The sequence below is a fragment of the Paenibacillus sp. JJ-100 genome, assembly GCF_948329825.1.
In the GTDB taxonomy this organism is placed as follows: domain Bacteria; phylum Bacillota; class Bacilli; order Paenibacillales; family Paenibacillaceae; genus Paenibacillus.
On record NZ_CAOJCM010000002.1, the window covers coordinates 1,148,578 to 1,167,022 of the forward strand.

Genomic DNA, 18,445 nt, shown 5'->3' on the forward strand with positions numbered 1-18,445 from the left:
CGCTTGGAGCAGGGCCGCAAATAAATGGAAGGCGGTAATTGTGGATCAGGGTTAACTTCAGCCCAGCTTCAGCTCACTTCGCTTCCAACGCCATCTTCCAGGCTTCGACAATGTGAACTGGTGCCTTACTACTGCTCTCTCCGCTACCTTCCTTCGTCCATAGCGGTGGATAATAGGCAAACACTTGACCTCGGTCCAGCTGTGCCATATCTTCCTGCCAGCCTTGCCAGCGAAAAGTTTCGTAAAATTGGTGCAGATCCCCTTCAGCCAGCCAAGTCATAAACTCTGAATATGAAAGTTCTGTCGACTCCCATTCTAATGCATCAGGCGCATAATAATGAACCTGTCCCGTACCACCATATTTACCGGTGTCCAGCGCAAAAAAACCTCCGGCAACATCGTACGCAATGACCATCATACCCGGCAATGCTTCTACCGAGGGTTCAGCACCCAAGCCATTCCAGCTGGTTACACCCCCATACACACTCTCCCCGCCTGCTCCCAGCAGGGTAATCCATCCGTGATCTACTACTATGCCCTGAGTCTCGTATACAACCGCTCCCAGATAGGAGCGGGTACTCACTTGAAGCTCATATAGCGCTTCTCCTCCCCGTTCTGGTTGGGCCGGGACATAAGTATATGTATTTTCTCCCTGATCCAAAAGCTCTCTCAGTTCCCCCCAAGCATGATTTTCCCGGTCGATTAATTCGCTAACAGATAACTTGTTCATCTATTTCGAGGCTCCTCTCTTCTGTCCTACCTTCTAAAAAGCTTACCATGGTTAATTATGCCAATCAAATGAAAGGATCGATGGTTTCCATATCGGCTGGAGAACAAAAAAGGATCAAGCAAGTGATTCATTCTCCTGCTGATCCTTATTTAAGAGGGAAGTCATGCCCTCTAGTTATCGTTTGATTAAAATTACACCAGATCCTATCTCCGGTTCATACCTAGCAGCTTGAGTATAGTTAACGTTGAATTAATTGGGAGGCATGGGTAACCCGATTTCGTCCGCTGGTCTTGGACGCATACAATGCATCATCCGCCTTTTGAAACATAGTTTGCTCCGTATCTGTTGCCGAGACTGTTGATACACCAATACTCACCGTGACTTGATATTCTCCCCAGTCTGCCGAAGCGACTTGCGCACGATATCGTTCTGCCGTGTCGATAGCCTGCTGCTCTCCGCAATTCACCAGTATGATAACAAACTCTTCGCCACCATAACGTGCCACCACATCCGATTCCCGTGATATCGATTGAAGTAGTCCGGCCAGATTGCCTAACACCAGATCACCAATGGGATGTCCATAGGTATCGTTAATGCGTTTAAAGTGATCAATGTCCAGGACTAGCAGTGAGAATTCACGCTGTTCTCGGTGATAAAGGGACAGATTGTCTGCCATACTCTCCTGAAAAAATCGACGATTTTTCAGACCTGTCAACAAATCTGTGGAAGCCATCATCTCCAACTGTTCATTTACTTTCATGAGCGCCTGCTCTTTGATTTTATATTCTTCATGCAGTCGCTCTAGCTCCATATTCGCTTCTTGTGTTGCCTGATATAACTCCTCCAGCTTGGTTTTTGTGTTGAGAATGTCTTTTTCATGCTCGATTCGTTTACGCATAATCACCGCAACACAATCGATAACATGTTGCCCATCTCTTTTCTGGCGCACCCCATTGAGCAATACCGGTACATCCTGTCGCTCATTATTGCGGAAGGAAAAATACATCTCGTCCACATAACCGTACAGCTGAATATACGGATAAAAATAAGTATGAAAAAAGACTTTATTCGTAACCGACATCGTGGATTCAATGTGCTTGCCCATCAATTCTTCCCGTTCTTGCCCGATCATGTTCAGAAAAGTCTGATTTACTGACAGGATCACACCCGAGTCTGATATCGAAAAGTATCCACAAGGTGCTGTATCTAACTGATTGTCCATCGAAAACAGCCTCTCCTCTGCAAATTAAGCACTATCCAGATAGTCTTTGATGAATTGAATGGTCTCTTCCGGCTGACTTAGGTGAGGATAATGCCCTCTGGCATCCATCTGCTGCAGCCTGCTGTTCTTCAAGTGGGAATGCAGATAATTCCCGACCTCCACAGGCGCAACAATGTCATCCGAGCACTGCAAAATCAAAGTGGGCACTGACACTTGTTCCAGCTCAATCCGACAATCGGACAGGAACGTCACTTCGGCAAATTGGCGGGCGATGTGTGGATCACGGGAGCAGAAGCTTTTTTCCAGTTCCTCTGTCAAATCTTTTCGTTCCGGATTTTGCATCGCAATAGGGGCCAAATAACTTGCCCAGCCGATAAAGTTTAATTGCATCATCTCCAGCAGTTCATCAATATCCTGTCGTTCAAATCCACCATAATAATGGGGCAGATCGTTAATATAACGCGGTGAGGGCCCAAGCATGATGATATTTTTGAAATAATGTGGTGCCTGGATGGAGGCAAGCATGCCGATCATGCTACTAACGGAATGACCAACAAAAATGACATCTCGAAGTTTCAGCGCTTCCATAATCTCCAGCACATCCTGTGCATAACCGCTCAGCTTATTATATTTAAGAGCATCATAATCGTTAATTTGAGATTCGCCGGAACCTACATAATCAAAGAGCACAATACGGTATTGTTCTAAAAAAGCAGGTACGATATATCGCCACATATCCTGATCACAGCCGAAGCCATGGGCAAATACGATCGTCTGGGTACCATTTCCCAAAATTTTCACATTGTTGCGCACTAGAACATCAACAGTCATTTCACTCACCTCTCAGAGAGATCATTAGTTATCAGAACATTATAGCGGAAAATGTTGAGAATTGGGTTAAAAATAATTACTTTTTCGTTTTTGTGTATTGCTGCATGCGTTTTTGCTAAATTATACAAGAACCCGTATGTAGAGGGTGTAAGCTTCTGCCATCCTGATGTAATATAAAAGCTATACTTGAACAGGAGGACTGAAGGATAATGCAATCGTTGAATACGGCTTTATCTTATTTTATTGAACAGCAAGACTTATACAATGAAGCAAACGGACTTTTCTCCAATCATGATCTTCGACCTCGCAAACATCCCGTTCAACCGGAAGTGGACAAGCGCATCCCCCTTTCACCAGAGCTTCAATATCTGTATAGTCACTACGAGATGATTGATGCCAAAGCGGAAGGGACGCTCAAAATGAAAAGTGCAGCAGTTGAAATCGGCGATGCCGCTCTGCTCTTCTTCCCTGCTCCAGAACATCTGCATCGTCAGCAGCTCGGGTTCCGCTGGATCGGTATGCAGGAACCTTACGACGAATCCGACACATGGCCGTCACATCATATTGTGATCGCTAATCTGAATGATGATCCCGTGATTGTCGATGCTGGAGAGCCAGATTCTCCTGTCTATGTTGCATTTGAGGGCGGAGAACCGGCGCTCGCTGCGGATTCCCTGGCAGACTTTTTTACGGCTATCGGGATCCTGATTGAACATGCACGCTTATTCGCAGGTGAGGTGAAGGACGAAGAGACGTTCGAGACGAAACCGGAATACCTTATCCAAATACAGCCAAAACTAGAGGAGCTGCTTGGACAGGAACACACCGCACGTCTTCTAGAGTACTTGTCCATATAAATGAAAGCTGACGTTTGGAAGTGTCATCTAAACTCGGGACGGAGGAAATATCCATGATTTACGTCGCTTTGCTGCGTGGCATTAATGTGGGCGGCAAGAACAAATTGGACATGAAACAGCTCAAGGAAACCTTTGAACAGGCTGGTATGCAGAAAGTCGTTACCTACATCCATTCCGGTAATATCATCTTCGCTGATCATCAGGAACGAAACAATGCCCACACCGAGTTAGCTGAACTGCTGGAACAAGCGATTGCCGCTGATTTTGGCTTAAACATTAAAGTATTGGTGCGTAATTTAGAAGAAATGCATAAGCTTATGCAAGCCTTGCCTTCTGATTGGAGCAATAATGATCAGGCCAAAAGTGATGTTCTCTTTTTGTGGGATGAGATTAACGATGTTGACGTGCTGGAGAAGATCCCTCTAAAATCAGGGGTCGGTGAGATCATCTATGTACCTGGTGCCCTTCTGTACTCGGTCAGCAGAGAGGAAGCATCCAGAAGCGGTATGAACAAGCTGGTTGGGTCCAAGATCTATTCGTACATGACGGTCCGAAATGTGAATACTACACGTAAAATCTATGCACTGATGCAAGCAGCAGCCGAGATATAAGACAGGCAAAGCAACGTTATACTGATCCTGACCTTTCAATTTACTTCGTCTTCAGATAATAAAATGGACTTCACATCCAGCTTAATCGGAGTGCCACCATGCTTATAGAGACATCCAATAACGACCTGTGAATAATATATAATTTACGATCGGGGAAAAGCCCGCTAATGTGCGGGCTTTTTGTGTTTTTGAATATATTTATTTCCCTGTTGAGCAGTTTATTACATACAAAATTACCGACAAGTCACTGGGGAGCTGTTAACCGCTCCACCAGTGCCCGCAGAGAAAAGTCGGAGGTGGAACACAGCAGTATGCTTCCAGCTGTCTGCGGCAGAACCCCGTCATCATAGGGATTGCGCAGCACCAAATTCAATACTGGCTTAACCGCAGCAAGCTTCTCAGCTAGTGCCAGTTGCTCAGTGAACAGATGAGCATTAAGCGTTCCCTGGATAACGATGTCCGCAGTAGAAGCCTGTAGTACCAGTGATGCAATCTCTTCCGCATCAGGTTTCATTGTGCAATAGCGTGTCTCCACAGTGACGCCTGTATCCATCAACAAGGAGGCCAGTCTAATCTCAGCAGAGCCACTATTATCGGCCTGGGTTAGCTGCTCCTGCTCCGGTAATATCAGCAGATAATTCAGGGAAGCTTTGAGCGGCAGCAGGCCCTGCGGATCTCGGTTGATTTTCACAGTCTGACGAGCCAGCCGCAGTGCTGCCTCCTCCCACTGCTCTCTGGGAATCGGCTGCGCAGTCTCTCGATACTGCTGGAATTTATCATATAACTGCTGGATACGAAGAACCGATTCATCAATACGCGCCTCGTTGATTCGTCCATCCCGTACAGCCGCCAAGATTCCTGCCATAACCTGACTCTGAAACTCCGGCGTATGACACATCAGGATCATATCGTTTCCCGCCTGAACAGCCAACACTCCCACTTCTTCCGGGCTAAAATGATTACGGATGGCCCCCATCTCAATATCATCCGTGCAGATCACCCCCGCATAGCCTAACTCTCCCCTTAGCAACTCCGAAACAAAATAAGGGCTGAGTGAAGCCGGAAGGCCACCAGATTTCGGAATGTTTGGATATACCAGATGCCCCATCATGATTGAATCTGCCCCTGCTTCAATCGCCTCCATGAAGGGGAGCAGAGGCCCTTCCATCAACTGTTCCAACGTGAGCTCACATTCCGGCAAAACGATATGAGAATCTCCGCTCACTTGCCCGTGACCGGGAAAATGCTTAGCCGTCACAGCGATACCTACTTCATGCATTCCCTGAATATATGCACGGCCGAATTGGGCGACCAGCTGCGGATCCTCGCCGAAGGAGCGCACACCGACTACGGGGTTATCTATATTCGTGTTCACATCCAGCACAGGTGCCCAGTTCATCGGAATGCCAAGCGAATGCAGCTGACTGCCGATGACTTTCCCGAGCAAGCGGGCGACCTCAGGGTCTTCACTTAACCCGACAGCCCGGTTTCCAGGGATATAAGGAAAGAAGCTTTTGAATTTGGATAGGGTGCCACCCTCTTCATCTACCGAAACGTAATAAGGCAAAGTCCTTCCATGATCTCCGGCTATGTTCTGTACTTCGCCCAGCAGTGCAAGTGTCTGCTGCTCACTTTCGACATTATGCGGAAAGATACCGATTCCTCCGAACCGGTGATGTTCCATTCTGCCGCGAAACTCCGGCTCGGCTCTAGTAGTTGGTGTGCCTACTACACACATCATAGCTACTTTATCTTCCAGACTCAGTACCGCCAGATCGGCTTCTGAATAGGCTGTACTCAGCCCCAGCTCATGATAAAGCGTACGCTCCAGATAATCATGCAGATAGAATCTGGATTTCACAAAATGCTCCGCCATATCACAGGGCTGGTAACGCCCCACCGCATCCCTCATACGGGGTAGGACATCCTCGCGCCCACGACGGTTTCTTGTATAATTGTTCTGGAGTGACCGCCACTCCGCATCGTCTCCGGGAAATAGCTCCCAGCGGTAGGCGTACTTGTGAATAGCCCGTGAACGATCTGTCGCCACCTCAAAATCATGCATAATGGCAATCAGTTCTGCTTCTTCCTTATGTTCACGTACTTCGTCTATTAGCTTCCAGATCACATCATAATAGTCTTCCACCTTGTAATGGCCGAGAATTTGATGCCCGGTAACCGGATCAATGCCATGAAACTGCTCCAAAAATCGGTCTATAAAGGTCGAGACATCCGCCTTACGATTCCAGGTCAGATCCGCATGCAGCAACATCGGGTACCAAGTTGTTTCGAAAATACCATATGGAACACCGAGACTGAAAGGCCCCGTCCAGTTGGTGGCAACCACGCAGTCCATATCTAGCTTGTCGGCTGTCTCTGCCCATTGGATCAGATTGTCCGTCCGGTTCAGCAGCACCGGATAATTCTGATGCTCTGCCCAGTCAAAGCTGCGAACTGCTGGAGCACCCATAACCTCGATGCCTAGCGCCCTGAACTTATCCGCATGCGAAGTAACTTCCGCTTTGATATTACGCCCATTGTAGATCCAAATCATGGCCACACTTCTCTGATCGAGTTGAGCAAGTTCCTCTGCTGGACATTTATCCAGCATATCGTGCCAGAAGATGGGCTGTTTCCCCCGTTCTACCGTAAAAGCAATCAGGCGATTCAAAAAAGCGATAAAGACTCTTTCCCGTACGCCATCAAATTCGACTTTGCAGCGTTCACATTCGCATAAACTATAGACCTCATCACAACCGAGATGAATATAACGCGATTGAGGGTGGGCATCGATCATCTCTCCGAGGAGCGTGGTAATTAAGCTATAGGATTCCGGATGGGATGGGCAGATCTCCCCAGTAGAATGCTCTGTCTCTCGAAGGTGCCGCCAAGCTTCGTGACGCAATACATATTCCAGATGTCCAAAGCTCTGCTGGAGCGGAATAATCTCTATAAAATGTTCATGGGCATTGCGCTTCAGCTCTTCAAGCTGTGATAGCTTTAACGCATGCTTCGGATGTGCCAACTCGGGATGCGCCCGGAATGGAAATTTATCCTCATATTCAATCAGAATCGCATTCGTCTTATATCGTGCAAATTCCGCCACGTATTCAATCAACAGTTCAGGCTTCGAGAACGTCTGGCGTAAATCCAAATTCATTGCCCGCACAGCCGTATCAGGCCAATCTGTTATCGCTACAGCCGGGATAGCTCCATCCGATCCGCGCAATTGTATTAATGTTTGCAATCCGTAAAATAGACCTGCCCCATCCAACGCGTAGACCTCAGCTCTTTGGGGCGATACATCTAGCCGATACCCTTGTGGGCGTCCGTCAAGCCCTGCAGGGTCTGCATCGTCTTTACCGATCAAAGAACTAATATCAGAGACGACCACCCCCTTTTCTTGTACTCCCCTGGCTTCAGATGCTTCATGAATTGTTTGGGCTGCTTGGGTTTCATAATCTTCTTGGGCTTCTTGACCTTTAGGAGCTCCTTGGGCTTCATCAACTGCATGAGCATCTTGGACTTTATGAACCTCATCGACTATCTGCTGCATCTCCTGCCCGAGAAGACGTTCAACGACTAGTAAATAACCTCTGTCTATTCGAAATTGTGTATATTCCATGTTCGGAAATGCACGGCGGCAATGCATCTCCAATCTTGGATCATCTTGCTCCATGTAAAGACTTATTCTCACCTTTTCATTCAGCCGCAAGGTTCCTTCCCCAGTTGCTACAATCTGCTTCGGTTGTGGTATCAAGCTCTGCATCGCTCTCCTCCTATTCATAGCTCTATGGTCTGATCTGGCCATTCTTCCAGCACTGCAACACACTCCACTTTCCATCCTTCATGTGGAAGCTAACCACATCCGCAGGTGCACCGATCTCAAGTCCTCTGGCCTGTTCAAGCCCAAGCAATTCGGCCGGATGTGCCGAGGCACAATCCCAGGCATCGGCAAGGCCGGTCAGTCCCGTTTCCACGAGATACCTTACCTGATCTGGGAGCATCATCGCCGAGCCAGCCAGAAGTTGTGGCTGACCCGCAAGGTGCAATCGGCCTTCCGCCGTCAGTACTACATCACCGCCGATATGCAGGCGATGGGAACCTGGCGGCATGCCGCTCAGGGATACGGCATCGCTGACCAGTATGGCGCGATTTCTCTTCATCCGGAGAATCACGGTAAGCACGGATGGAGGAAGATGGTGTCCATCGGCAATCATACAGCCATATAACTCATCGGCTGCAAGCTGTTCCCACAGATAATTGGGATGGCGCGGAAGCGTCAGATGTGTTCCGTTACCCAGATGCGTGGACATTACTGCCCCTGCGGCTATCGCTTCCCTGATCTGCTCAGGCGTTGCCGCCGTATGACCAATGGAGACAAGTATGCCCGATTCGCAGCATTTGGCGATAAACGAAGCCGCATCCGGCCACTCTGGGGAAAGGGTAATGATGCGGATCAACCCTTCAGCAGCTTCCTGCAAGCAGCAAAAGACCTCCCAATCCGGGGGAATAATATACTCCCTCGGGTGCGCACCGCGTGGGCCATCCTCTGGGGAGAGGAAGGGGCCTTCCAGATGAATGCCTGCAACCCCATCAGCCACATCCGGGTACAGCCGAACAGCTTCCGCAATAGCAGAAGCGGCCTTAGCTAGCCGGATCGGGCTGTTCGTAATCAATGTTGGGCAATAACTTGTAACGCCCTGTTTTTGCAGTAGCCGTGTCAGTTTCAACACCGTTTTAGAACTCAGCGGAGCCGCATTCAGATCCAGACCCCATCCACCATTCACCTGCAAATCCACGAGTCCGGGTGCAATCCATGGAAGTGGCTTCGCGAGAGATGATACTTCAAGCTCAGCAACGGCAGTAATGGTCGTGATCCGCCCATCTCTGACGCCCACCTCAATAGGTCCCCCGGTCCGGTAGTGCCTTCCAATCAACGGCACACTCACAATCCGTAAGCTTCCCGGTCCGTGAACATTGTAATTCCTGGATGTGTACGGAGAATAGTGGCCGGACATACCGTGCTGATTGGATCATGTAAAGCTGCAGTGAGCGCACTGCGCTTGGATGCACCTGGCACGATCACAAACAATTCCCTTCCAGCCATAAGCGCTGGTACAGTCAGGGTCAACGCCCGTTCAGGTACGTCATCCAGTCGGGCAAAACAACCATCGTTTACTTGCTGACGTCGGCAGGCTTCATCCAGTTTTACCACTTTAACATCCAGCAGGTCTTCAAAATCGGCTACAGGTGGATCATTGAAAGCAATGTGTCCATTTTCCCCGATTCCGAGACAGACGATATCAATAGGAGCTTCACGTAACATGTCTCCATATCTTCGACACTCCTGATCCACATCGTGTAACCCATCCAACAGTTCTACCCGTCCAGGCTGTACCCGGCTGAATAACCGTTCCGTTAAATATTGGCCGAAGCGCTGGGGGGCCGTATCGGCCAGCCCAATGTATTCATCCATATGAAAGGCACAGACTCGCGACCAGTCGATGCCTTGCTCTCGGACCAGCCCCTCATACAATTCGTTTTGCGAAGGAGCAGCAGCGAACACGATCCGCACCTGGCGCTCGGAATCCTGAAGTAACTGCCTTAATCGGGCACCAACCGCCACGGCGGCGGCGGCGCCCATCTGACCTCGATCATCATATACACGTACAGACATACGCTCAACGAAGTGGGTCTTCAGCGGCTTCATCATGCCATTTGTATTCATTAGTTCTCCTCCTCCATTTCCTCATCGTGACTGCTTCTCGCCACGCTTCTTCAATGGTTGGCATTCAGCATCAGCAGCGTCGCATGAGGAAGATCATGCCCTCCTGCATAGTAATAACCGTTGTAACGAATTCTGCGTGGTTCAAAACCAACCTGTCTTCCCGGCTCGACTGCTTCCGAGTCAAGCGTTATACTTCCATCTGTTCCAGTGATCCCGCCGATGTAACGTCCCCCCGCATAAGTGAATCGCCCCTCCACGTTTACTCCCGGTAATACGGCGCCTGTGTCTGAATCCCTGACCTTCAGGGTGACGGATACCTTAGTTCCGTCATAGACCAGATTCATGTCCGTTACAACCATCGGTTTCAGTGTGGTACTTCCCGTCGTCACTGACACTTCATCGGACAGTGGTCCAATGTTGCCCCTCAAATCTCGGGCTGCAATACGGTAGTAATATGTCGTTTCCGGTAGAAGCCCCTTGTCCTGGTAATTCAGGCCGCGGGCGAATCCGACGATATCAGCAGCGACAGGCGTAAAACCTTGAACGTTACTCCGATAAATCAAGTAACGTTCCACCTCCATGTTATCCGAAGCCATTCCATAATTCAGCTGTACAGTCTGATAATCGGTAGCCTCCAAGGACGGAGCTCCCGGAAGTGCTGAAGGGGCTTCCTGGTCATCCGGTGCTGTCCAAAATACACCGCCCGGTCCCCAATAAGAAGGAAGTGCCCGGTAGGAATCATAGTGATGCACAGCAATACCTCCGAAGGAACTGTTATGCCCGTATGTTGCATAAACCTTATCCAGCTCCGCTTCCATATGGTTGCGTCCTTCCTCCCAGAAGGTAATCATCTCCGGATCGCCACTATTCGCGATATCCAGCGTTTCCACACCAATCACTACGGAATTCGGCTTGCCGATCTGATCGGCGTATGCTAGTTCTCCCGCAGCTCCGGCAATAATGCCAGCAGAGCCATCCGCCGTATCCCGGTAATCCATAATCGAGATATAGTCGGAGATATCCTGAACATGTTCAGACAGCCACTTACTGGAGCCATTCCAAACGACATTTGCTCCTTGTTCCGAAGTGTCGTACCACTTGGGCACCGCAGGACCGAACGGCAGCCGGATACCCGCGACATCCCGGCGATCAATCATCTTTTGCAGAACATCCAGGTACTCCTTCTGTAAAAATCGGCTTGGATCTCTAAATTCCGGGGAGATATAAGGCTCAATATCCACATTAATGCCGTCGAACTTCTCCATATCACCCGCTACAAGATTGTAATTGATCACCTTCTCCATCTCCCGTACTGCATGGCTGTGATATTTCTCGTATGCACCCATGTAGGCTGGAGAAGTGCCCCCAGCAATGAGTGCATGCACTTGCAGATTTTTGCTGTGAGCCCAGCTCATGAACGAACGCAGCTCCTCCTTCTGCTCTTCCAGCGCGTTGTAACCGGCATAACTGCCAATGGCAAGATACAACGTCTTGACTGGATTTTGGCCGAATGTCTGTGTATCCGTAAGGAATGCCTCCAGCACCTGACGTGAACCGGGGTTCAGCAGCAACTTGTAACTCTCCGGTTCCCAGATCCACATGGCTCGGTCCTGTTCTGGGAGGGACACAGCAGGTTCCTGCGTCCCGTCTCCAACCTGAGCGTACACCGTCGGGCTATAGCCGTATCGCTCCGACGCATTAGTCGCTCGGGCCTCCAGACTGACCGTACGGTCGCCAAGCCCGGTCGTATCCCAGGTGTACATATATGAAGAGCCTTGCTGAACAGCATCTTCCCATGGCCCACTATTCACGCGAACCTCGACCAGCGAGACCGGAGTTGGCGAGCTGGTCTCGATCGCGACATCCACCTGACCGCTAAGCGACACGCCCTCGGATGGTCCCGTAATGGTTACCACAGGCACAGCACCGCCCGGGTTATTCACCGTGAGGATCGCAGGCACACCCCACACTCCGTAACGGGTGGACGTATCCAGACCACGAACCACCAGTTCCACCGTCCCGTTATAATCCGAGGTATCCAGCATATAGGACCAAGTGCCGCTATCATCCCCATCTGGGTCATTCAATACCACTTCGAATTGAGCCTTTCCGTCCACAAACAAGCGGATGTCGTACAGGTCGGTATAACTGCCCCCAATCTCCACTACCCCTCCGTCCGACTGATACCCACCCACAGGCGCATCCAGCGAGATTGAACCAGCTGCTTCTGCCTTGCCAGGGAGCATTCCAATAGCTAACATACACACGAACAGAACCATACCTAATCTGAAGCCGGAACATACACGCAGATGCAGCTTTTTCATAAGCGAAGCCTCCTTTTGCCATTCTATAATGGTCTAGGATTCCTTAGCCGTCCATTCGCTCATTTCGCGCCCAGTTGGATATTTTGAACACGGTCATATGCTTCCTTGTAGGTGTTCAGCAATTGATCTACGCCAAGATTGTTAAGTTCCCCCACATACTTCTCCCAATCCGCCAAACTTCGGGAGCCGGTGACGAATTTGGCAAAGCTCTCATCGCGATGCTTCTTAATCGCCTGCCCAGTAATAGAGATGATCTCATTTTCCACTTCCGTAAAAGCTGGTCTTGGTTGCATTGCGGGAGGATCATACTTCACCGCTTCCTCATAGGCATGCTTCAGGTCATCCGAGAACAGCGACAAATGGGCGTTAAAATCAATCCAGGTATAGGTTCCGCTGGTCTGAAGCCCGGTCTGCTTGCGCATTTCAATCACATCGTTATACGCTGGTTTGAACTTGATCGTGTCCCCTTCCTTTACATAGGTCTCCCCCTCAACACCCCAACTGCTGAGCGTACGTCCTTCCTCGGAATAGAAAAAGTCCATATACTTCATCACATCATCTATGTGTTTGGAGGTGGAGGCCAACGTTAACCCACCTTCCATATAATGGAAATATGGATTCAGCTGTTTGCCGCCTGAAATGCCGGCCGGAGGCGCCATAAACTGCATGTTGAACTCGGGATTTTCCTGTTGCATCGCATTATTGAAGAAGTCGATCCGGCTGATATAATCAATGGTCACAAACGATCGTCCAGTTGATACCATATCTTGCCACTGCTTGGTTTGCAGGGATAAGAAGTCGGGTGGAATCAGTCCTTCGTCATAGAAACTTTTCCACATCCCCACCATCGACTTATAGTTGTCTTCGATCGGTCCATAACGCCATTCTTTCTGGTCAAAATCATAATAGGCCCCCTCACCGGTTCCATAGTTCACTGTCATATTCGAATTCATCTCATCCGGAATCTGGCCGTAGCGGATCGAGAGCGGATAACTGTCCGGATACTTCTCCTTCAGTTTCTTAAGTGCCGCATGCAACTCTTCATAGGTCTTTGGAACTTGAATTCCTTCTTTGTCAAAAACATCTTTGCGATACATCCAGATCATGCGGTTCGTCTCGCCGAACCCCTGATTGGGGAACATATACATTTTACCGTCGGCGGACAAGACAGCCTTCGCTTCCTCGGGGTATTGCTTCATCCATGCCTTCAGATTCGGCATGTTGTCCATGTGCTCCATCAGATCCACCAGCGCACCTTGCTGACCAAACTTGTTGGAATCCTTGTGACTGGGCATATACATCAGATCAGGCAGCGTTTTGGAGGCAATCGCAAGGTTCAGGCTCTCATCCAGCTTGCCGGAAGGTGTCTGCACCTCCAGCGTGACGCCAGTCTTTTCCTTCAGCCAGTCCCAGATGGGCCAACTCTTGGAATAAGGGAACGTGGGATTGTTGTACAGCAGTGCGGTGAATGTCTTCCCCGTTCCCGCGGAACTTCCGGCATTGCCTTCCGGGTCATCCACTTGTGGAGATGCACCTTTGCTACCACTACACCCGCCCACCATTGTTACTGCAATCAGCAGAGGAAGTAATACCGATCTCCATTTGCCCATAAACGTCTCTCCCTTACTCTGAATTTGCGGTGCATTATTTGTATGCCTCTAGCCTTTGACAGCACCAATCATGGCACCCTTAACGAAGTACTTCTGTACAAACGGATAGATGACCAGGATCGGCAGAGTTGAGACCATGATGGTCGCATACTTGAGCGATTCCTCAACCACCAGATTATCTCCACCAATGGACGTTACATCACCTGAGCTTGCACTGCCAGCCAGCACTAGATTACGCAGCAGCACCTGGAGCGGAAACAAGTCGGGTGACCTTAGATAGAGCAGCGGAAAGATGAAGTTGTTCCACATGCCCACGGCATAGAACAGGGCAATCGTGGCGAAGGATGCCTTGGACAGCGGCACGATAATACGAATAAAGATGCCTATATCATTCAGACCGTCCATACGGCCTGATTCCTCCAGCTCTTTGGGGATGCCTGAGAAGAATGTCCGCATCAGAATCAGGTTCCAAGTGCTGACTGCCCCCGGGAGAACCATCCCCCATATGGTATCCACGAGCCCCAGAGAACGAACGACGAGGAAGGTGGGAATCATCCCGCCGCTGAAGAACATCGTAATGACAATCAATACAGTGAACGTATTGCGCAGTGCCATGTCCTTTCTCGACAATGCGTAAGCTCCTGTCGAGGTGACCACCATTGATATGAATGTGCCAAGCACGGTGTATAGCAGTGTATTTCGGTAAGCCATCCAGATCTGAGGATCTCCCAGGACGAGTTTGTACATGCTCAGATTGAACCCTTTGGGCCAGAAAGATATATTGTTTTGGATGACGTTGGCATTGCTGCTGAGGGAGACGGCCAGCATATGAAGGAACGGATAGAGTGTAACCACCACAACGAGCAAAAGGATCAGGGAGGTCACAATGTTAAACCAGGAAAACTGGAGTGACTTCACGCTCACACCTCTTTCTACCATAGACTAGTCTCACTGAATCGGCGGCTGAGTAAGTTGGCTGTGTATATGAAGATCAGACTGATGACTCCCATGAACAAATCAATGGAGGCCCCATAGCTGAAATTCCCCTGAACCATACCGACTCTGTAAACATAAGTGCTGATGATATCTGCCGTATCATAGATCGCCGGATTCTGCATCAGGAAGACCTTCTCGAAGCCAATCTCCAGCACTTTGCCAATATTCAGAATCAACGTAATAACAATTGCGGGTGCGATACCGGGTAATGTGACATGCCAGATTTTGCGTAATCGGCTTGCTCCGTCCATATCCGCGGCTTCATACAATTGTGGGTCAATGGCTGTTAGAGCAGCCAGATAAATAATAGTCTCCCAGCCGATGTGCTGCCAGATTTCGGACAGAACATAAATGCCCCGAAACAGCCCTGGCTCGTTCATGAAATTGATCGGTGCGATACCGATCCCTGCCAGCAGATTGTTAATCAGCCCTCCGGTTGGGGAGAGGAACATAATTACCATACTCACTACAATGACATTGGAGATAAAATGCGGCAGATAGCTGACCGTCTGTACAAAACGCTTGAATGCGGCCTTGCGTACCTCATTCAGCAGGATCGCGAGGAGGATCGGGGCCGGGAAGCCGAACACCAGCTTATACAGTCCCAGTAAGAACGTGTTCTTCATCAGGGGCCAAAAGTCAGGATTCTCCAGAAACATCTGGTAATATTTGAACCCCACCCAATCGCTAGCCCATATCCCTTTAAACAGATTGTAATCCTTAAACGTGATGACAAGACCAAACATCGGCGCGTACCGGAAGATCAGGTAATACAGAAGACATGGCAGGAATAGCAGCCATAGCGCCTTGTTCTTGTTCCAGATTCTAATCATCCGTGGCCTCCAATGAAGCGATTGGTTCACTTCCTGTTGCAGTTTGGTTTGCATCAAGTCAGCACCAGCCATCCGCATGCCCCCCTTTTTGCTGAAATGTTTATCAAGCCCCTTCTATGTCAGCTAACTTACCCTCGAATTCCGGGGTAAGTCTCCGAATTATAGCCAATATGGTTTAGAAAGCGCTATCTACATGTTATATAACATTTCGCCCATAGGCTTATTTTCCAAATATCCGCGTATAAATCAGTAAAAGTGTATATTGTTTGTGTCAGATTTATGCCGCTATGATAGGATTAGACCAAATGTTCTGCGGCTGTATCCAAGGGGGTATGTCATGTGAAGGGACTGCTTATCAGCAAATTCGAGCTAAACAGACTGTTTGTCAAGCTAATGCTGAGCTTCCTCAGTGTCATCCTGATTCTGGCTTCATTTAACCTGTTCTCTCATCTGTACTTAAGCAAAAAGGTCTTTCAGGAGATGGTCAGACAGAATGAACTGGGCCTTGCCCAGACCGTCGAGGGATATGAGAACCATTTCCGGTTGACCCAGAATATGATTTTGGCCCTCACGCAATCGGATACCTGGACAGCTAACTTGGGCATGTTGAGCCATCTTAAGGAGAACCGCCGGTACGATCTTCCCGCTGAGGTCAAGTCAGACCTATCCACGCTGTACACCAATCCTTTTTTGCATATAGACAATTTCATTCTTTATTTCAAACACGAAGACTATGTGCTGGAGAAGGAAGGTCTTAGCAGTGCCAGCGATATGTTCGGGAAATACTACTATAGTAAGGAATATCCTCCTGATTATTGGAGAACTCAAACGATGAACAATCAGTTCCTGAAAGTGATGCCTGCCGCAAATTTTACAGAAAACACCGTCCATTCCTCCCGTTCTCTCGGGCAACTGATGCCCATCATGATGAAAGCCATTCCTTACGAAGAGGTGTATGGCATTGTGATGCTGAACCCCCAGCATATGCAGGATACGTATGGCGATGCCGGCAATAATCCGTTCTACATTCTAGATAAAGAGGGACGCCTGCTATTCACCACAAAGGAGGGGGATATCCAGCACACGCAGCTTCCAGAAGATGGAGGCAGATATGAACGCATTGGAGATGAGTACTACTTTTATGAAAAAGGGAAGCAAACCGGGTTCACCTATGTCCGGGTTACCCAAGCTGCGGTAATTGCTGCGGAAATGCGCGGTATGCAGCTCCTGCTGGCCGTCCTGCTCGGTGCTGCTATTCTAATTAGCGTGCTCTCCTCCCTATTTTTCAGTCTGCGATTAAACCAACCGCTTCAGCGCCTTATTGCCGCGCTTGACCGGAATTTGGACAGCGGGGTAGATAAGTTGAACAGTGTAAAGGAATTCGCCATCATCGGTGAGCGCCTGAGCTCCATACTAGAGAATAACCGCTACATTCAAAGTGACATGGCGCAGAAAAACTCTTTGATACGCCAGTATGCCTATACCCATAGAGTGAAGAATATCCCCCTTAGCTCCTATCTGGCAGATCTTGAAGAGGTCCGTCAACCCGAACAGCCCTACGTCTCCATTTTGTTCAAGGTCAGCTTCAAGTCTCCGCCGGATGAATTAGGGCAATATACGTTGTTATTGTGGAAGCTGATTCAGGGCCTGTTCACCAGCAATAAAAACAACTGTGTCGCACTTCAACCTGAGCAGGATCAGCTGCTTCTGCTGCTGTTTGATCCCGGTCCGCAGAGCGGCATACTACAAGCACTGGATACATTGAAGGAATTGCTCGCTACCGAAGAATCCCTCTATCTTACCATCGCGGTAAGTCCAGTATATTCGGGGGAAATTCCATTCACCGATGCGTACAGTAATCTGTCCATGCTGTTGAAAGAACGCAGACTGAATGCGGAGACGCAGGTTATTGTGGAACCACGTGCTTCTTCATCGAATGCCTTTCATGTGAAGGTCACCTATGGAGAGGAGCTGTTCAACCTACTGCAATCCGGTAAGGAGGATGCTGTTCTCGCCTGGCTTGATCGACAATTGGAGCAATTGCAACACAAGGATGCGGCCGCAGAAGACTTCCGCACCTTTGCTCTTGGCGCGGTGGAACAAATCGGCAAAACGGTGATGAAGCTGAATCTAAAACACATTGAGGTCAAACTTCACTCTTCTCCTCCCGGAGAGGCATTCGGCGATTTTCATTCCGTGCAGCAATACAGGGAATCGCTTCAGGAACTGGTTCAGCCCGTCCTTGCGGCTGTTCGCAGTCAGCTGGAAACCCGTGATCCGGTCATCAGCTTTGCACTGGACTATCTGGATCATCATTATGGGGAAGATATTAATCTGAACCTCGTCGCGGACAAATTGAATTTAACACCAGGGTACCTCTCCAGTATTTTTAAGGAAAAGACAAACATCAATTTCAGCGAATACCTGAATAATCTGCGGATTGAGCGGGCCAAAGAACTGCTTGTGAATGTGGATCTGCGAATTCAAGACATTGCCGCACAAGTCGGTTATCAGAATGTTAACTCATTCATTCGCATGTTCAAGCGTCGATACGGGCTGACCCCTGGAGAATATCGCAAGCGTCATGCAGGTGGTGATGCCCCGTTCATCTCCTCCAGTCATGGCTAGCCAGACTCTAGCGTTGTATGAAGATACGGGAGTTGGCGAAGTTAAACGCTAAATAAGCTGTCTCCGGCACGA

13 protein-coding genes are annotated in these 18,445 nt (G+C 49.1%); 3 read left to right on the plus strand and 10 right to left on the minus strand.

Annotation, left to right across the window (positions count from 1 at the left end; translation table 11 throughout):
• Positions 1–73: 73 nt before the first annotated feature.
• From PQG66_RS11930 to PQG66_RS11940, 3 genes are all read right to left on the minus strand, one after another.
• Complete coding sequence (locus PQG66_RS11930) at positions 74–730, minus strand: DUF2625 family protein (protein ID WP_272037883.1); 657 nt, start codon at positions 728–730, stop codon at positions 74–76.
• Between the two features lie 238 nt (positions 731–968).
• Positions 969–1,952, minus strand: a complete 984-nt coding sequence (locus PQG66_RS11935; protein ID WP_272037884.1) for a sensor domain-containing diguanylate cyclase — start codon at positions 1,950–1,952, stop codon at positions 969–971.
• 24 nt (positions 1,953–1,976) lie between these two features.
• On the minus strand, positions 1,977–2,783 hold the full coding sequence (locus PQG66_RS11940) for an alpha/beta fold hydrolase (RefSeq protein WP_272037885.1): 807 nt from the start codon (positions 2,781–2,783) through the stop codon (positions 1,977–1,979).
• A 209-nt stretch (positions 2,784–2,992) separates the two neighbouring features.
• Here PQG66_RS11940 and PQG66_RS11945 point away from each other — a divergent pair, with 209 nt between their 5' ends.
• Both PQG66_RS11945 and PQG66_RS11950 read left to right on the plus strand, forming a co-directional pair.
• Positions 2,993–3,640, plus strand: a complete 648-nt coding sequence (locus tag PQG66_RS11945; RefSeq protein ID WP_272037886.1) for a hypothetical protein — start codon at positions 2,993–2,995, stop codon at positions 3,638–3,640.
• Between the two features lie 53 nt (positions 3,641–3,693).
• Positions 3,694–4,251 (plus strand): DUF1697 domain-containing protein, encoded by a 558-nt coding sequence (locus tag PQG66_RS11950; protein WP_272037887.1) that lies wholly within the window; start codon positions 3,694–3,696, stop codon positions 4,249–4,251.
• Between the two features lie 244 nt (positions 4,252–4,495).
• Here the strand turns inward: PQG66_RS11950 and nagZ are convergent, their stop codons facing one another.
• From nagZ to PQG66_RS11985, 7 genes are read right to left on the minus strand one after another with little or no spacing between them, the layout of a single operon-like run.
• The gene (nagZ, locus tag PQG66_RS11955; RefSeq protein ID WP_272037888.1) at positions 4,496–8,020 is read right to left on the minus strand and encodes a beta-N-acetylhexosaminidase; all 3,525 of its coding nucleotides are present in this window, start codon (positions 8,018–8,020) and stop codon (positions 4,496–4,498) included.
• Positions 8,021–8,042: 22 nt separating this feature from the next.
• Positions 8,043–9,203: an N-acetylglucosamine-6-phosphate deacetylase gene (locus PQG66_RS11960; RefSeq protein ID WP_272037889.1), complete on the minus strand. Its 1,161-nt coding sequence runs from the start codon at positions 9,201–9,203 to the stop codon at positions 8,043–8,045.
• Positions 9,200–9,982: a glucosamine-6-phosphate deaminase gene (locus PQG66_RS11965; RefSeq protein ID WP_272037890.1), complete on the minus strand. Its 783-nt coding sequence runs from the start codon at positions 9,980–9,982 to the stop codon at positions 9,200–9,202. The genes PQG66_RS11960 and PQG66_RS11965 overlap by 4 nt, the downstream gene beginning before the upstream one ends.
• Before the next feature lie 50 nt (positions 9,983–10,032).
• Positions 10,033–12,306 carry an Ig-like domain-containing protein gene (locus tag PQG66_RS11970; protein ID WP_272037891.1) on the minus strand — a complete coding sequence of 758 codons (2,274 nt, stop codon included), beginning with the start codon at positions 12,304–12,306 and terminating at the stop codon, positions 10,033–10,035.
• Positions 12,307–12,365: 59 nt separating this feature from the next.
• Positions 12,366–13,916 (minus strand): extracellular solute-binding protein, encoded by a 1,551-nt coding sequence (locus tag PQG66_RS11975; RefSeq protein WP_272037892.1) that lies wholly within the window; start codon positions 13,914–13,916, stop codon positions 12,366–12,368.
• 48 nt (positions 13,917–13,964) lie between these two features.
• The gene (locus PQG66_RS11980; protein ID WP_442955079.1) at positions 13,965–14,855 is read right to left on the minus strand and encodes a carbohydrate ABC transporter permease; all 891 of its coding nucleotides are present in this window, start codon (positions 14,853–14,855) and stop codon (positions 13,965–13,967) included.
• Positions 14,849–15,745: an ABC transporter permease gene (locus PQG66_RS11985; RefSeq protein ID WP_272038150.1), complete on the minus strand. Its 897-nt coding sequence runs from the start codon at positions 15,743–15,745 to the stop codon at positions 14,849–14,851. The genes PQG66_RS11980 and PQG66_RS11985 overlap by 7 nt, the downstream gene beginning before the upstream one ends.
• Positions 15,746–16,084: 339 nt before the next feature.
• On the opposite strand from PQG66_RS11985, the gene PQG66_RS11990 reads away from it, so the two are divergent.
• Entirely contained in the window at positions 16,085–18,373 is a 2,289-nt protein-coding gene (locus PQG66_RS11990; RefSeq protein ID WP_272037894.1) for a helix-turn-helix domain-containing protein, read from the plus strand.
• Positions 18,374–18,445: the final 72 nt, after the last annotated feature.

Coding starts and splice junctions, on each gene's coding strand:
- PQG66_RS11945 (WP_272037886.1), top strand. CDS start 2,993: ATGCAATCGTTGAATACGGCTTTATCTTATTTTATTGAACAGCAAGAC.
- PQG66_RS11965 (WP_272037890.1), bottom strand. CDS start 9,982: ATGAATACAAATGGCATGATGAAGCCGCTGAAGACCCACTTCGTTGAG.
- PQG66_RS11940 (WP_272037885.1), bottom strand. CDS start 2,783: ATGACTGTTGATGTTCTAGTGCGCAACAATGTGAAAATTTTGGGAAAT.
- PQG66_RS11930 (WP_272037883.1), bottom strand. CDS start 730: ATGAACAAGTTATCTGTTAGCGAATTAATCGACCGGGAAAATCATGCT.
- PQG66_RS11935 (WP_272037884.1), bottom strand. CDS start 1,952: ATGGACAATCAGTTAGATACAGCACCTTGTGGATACTTTTCGATATCA.
- PQG66_RS11950 (WP_272037887.1), top strand. CDS start 3,694: ATGATTTACGTCGCTTTGCTGCGTGGCATTAATGTGGGCGGCAAGAAC.
- PQG66_RS11970 (WP_272037891.1), bottom strand. CDS start 12,306: ATGAAAAAGCTGCATCTGCGTGTATGTTCCGGCTTCAGATTAGGTATG.
- nagZ (WP_272037888.1), bottom strand. CDS start 8,020: ATGCAGAGCTTGATACCACAACCGAAGCAGATTGTAGCAACTGGGGAA.
- PQG66_RS11975 (WP_272037892.1), bottom strand. CDS start 13,916: ATGGGCAAATGGAGATCGGTATTACTTCCTCTGCTGATTGCAGTAACA.
- PQG66_RS11985 (WP_272038150.1), bottom strand. CDS start 15,745: ATGATTAGAATCTGGAACAAGAACAAGGCGCTATGGCTGCTATTCCTG.
- PQG66_RS11980 (WP_442955079.1), bottom strand. CDS start 14,855: ATGGTAGAAAGAGGTGTGAGCGTGAAGTCACTCCAGTTTTCCTGGTTT.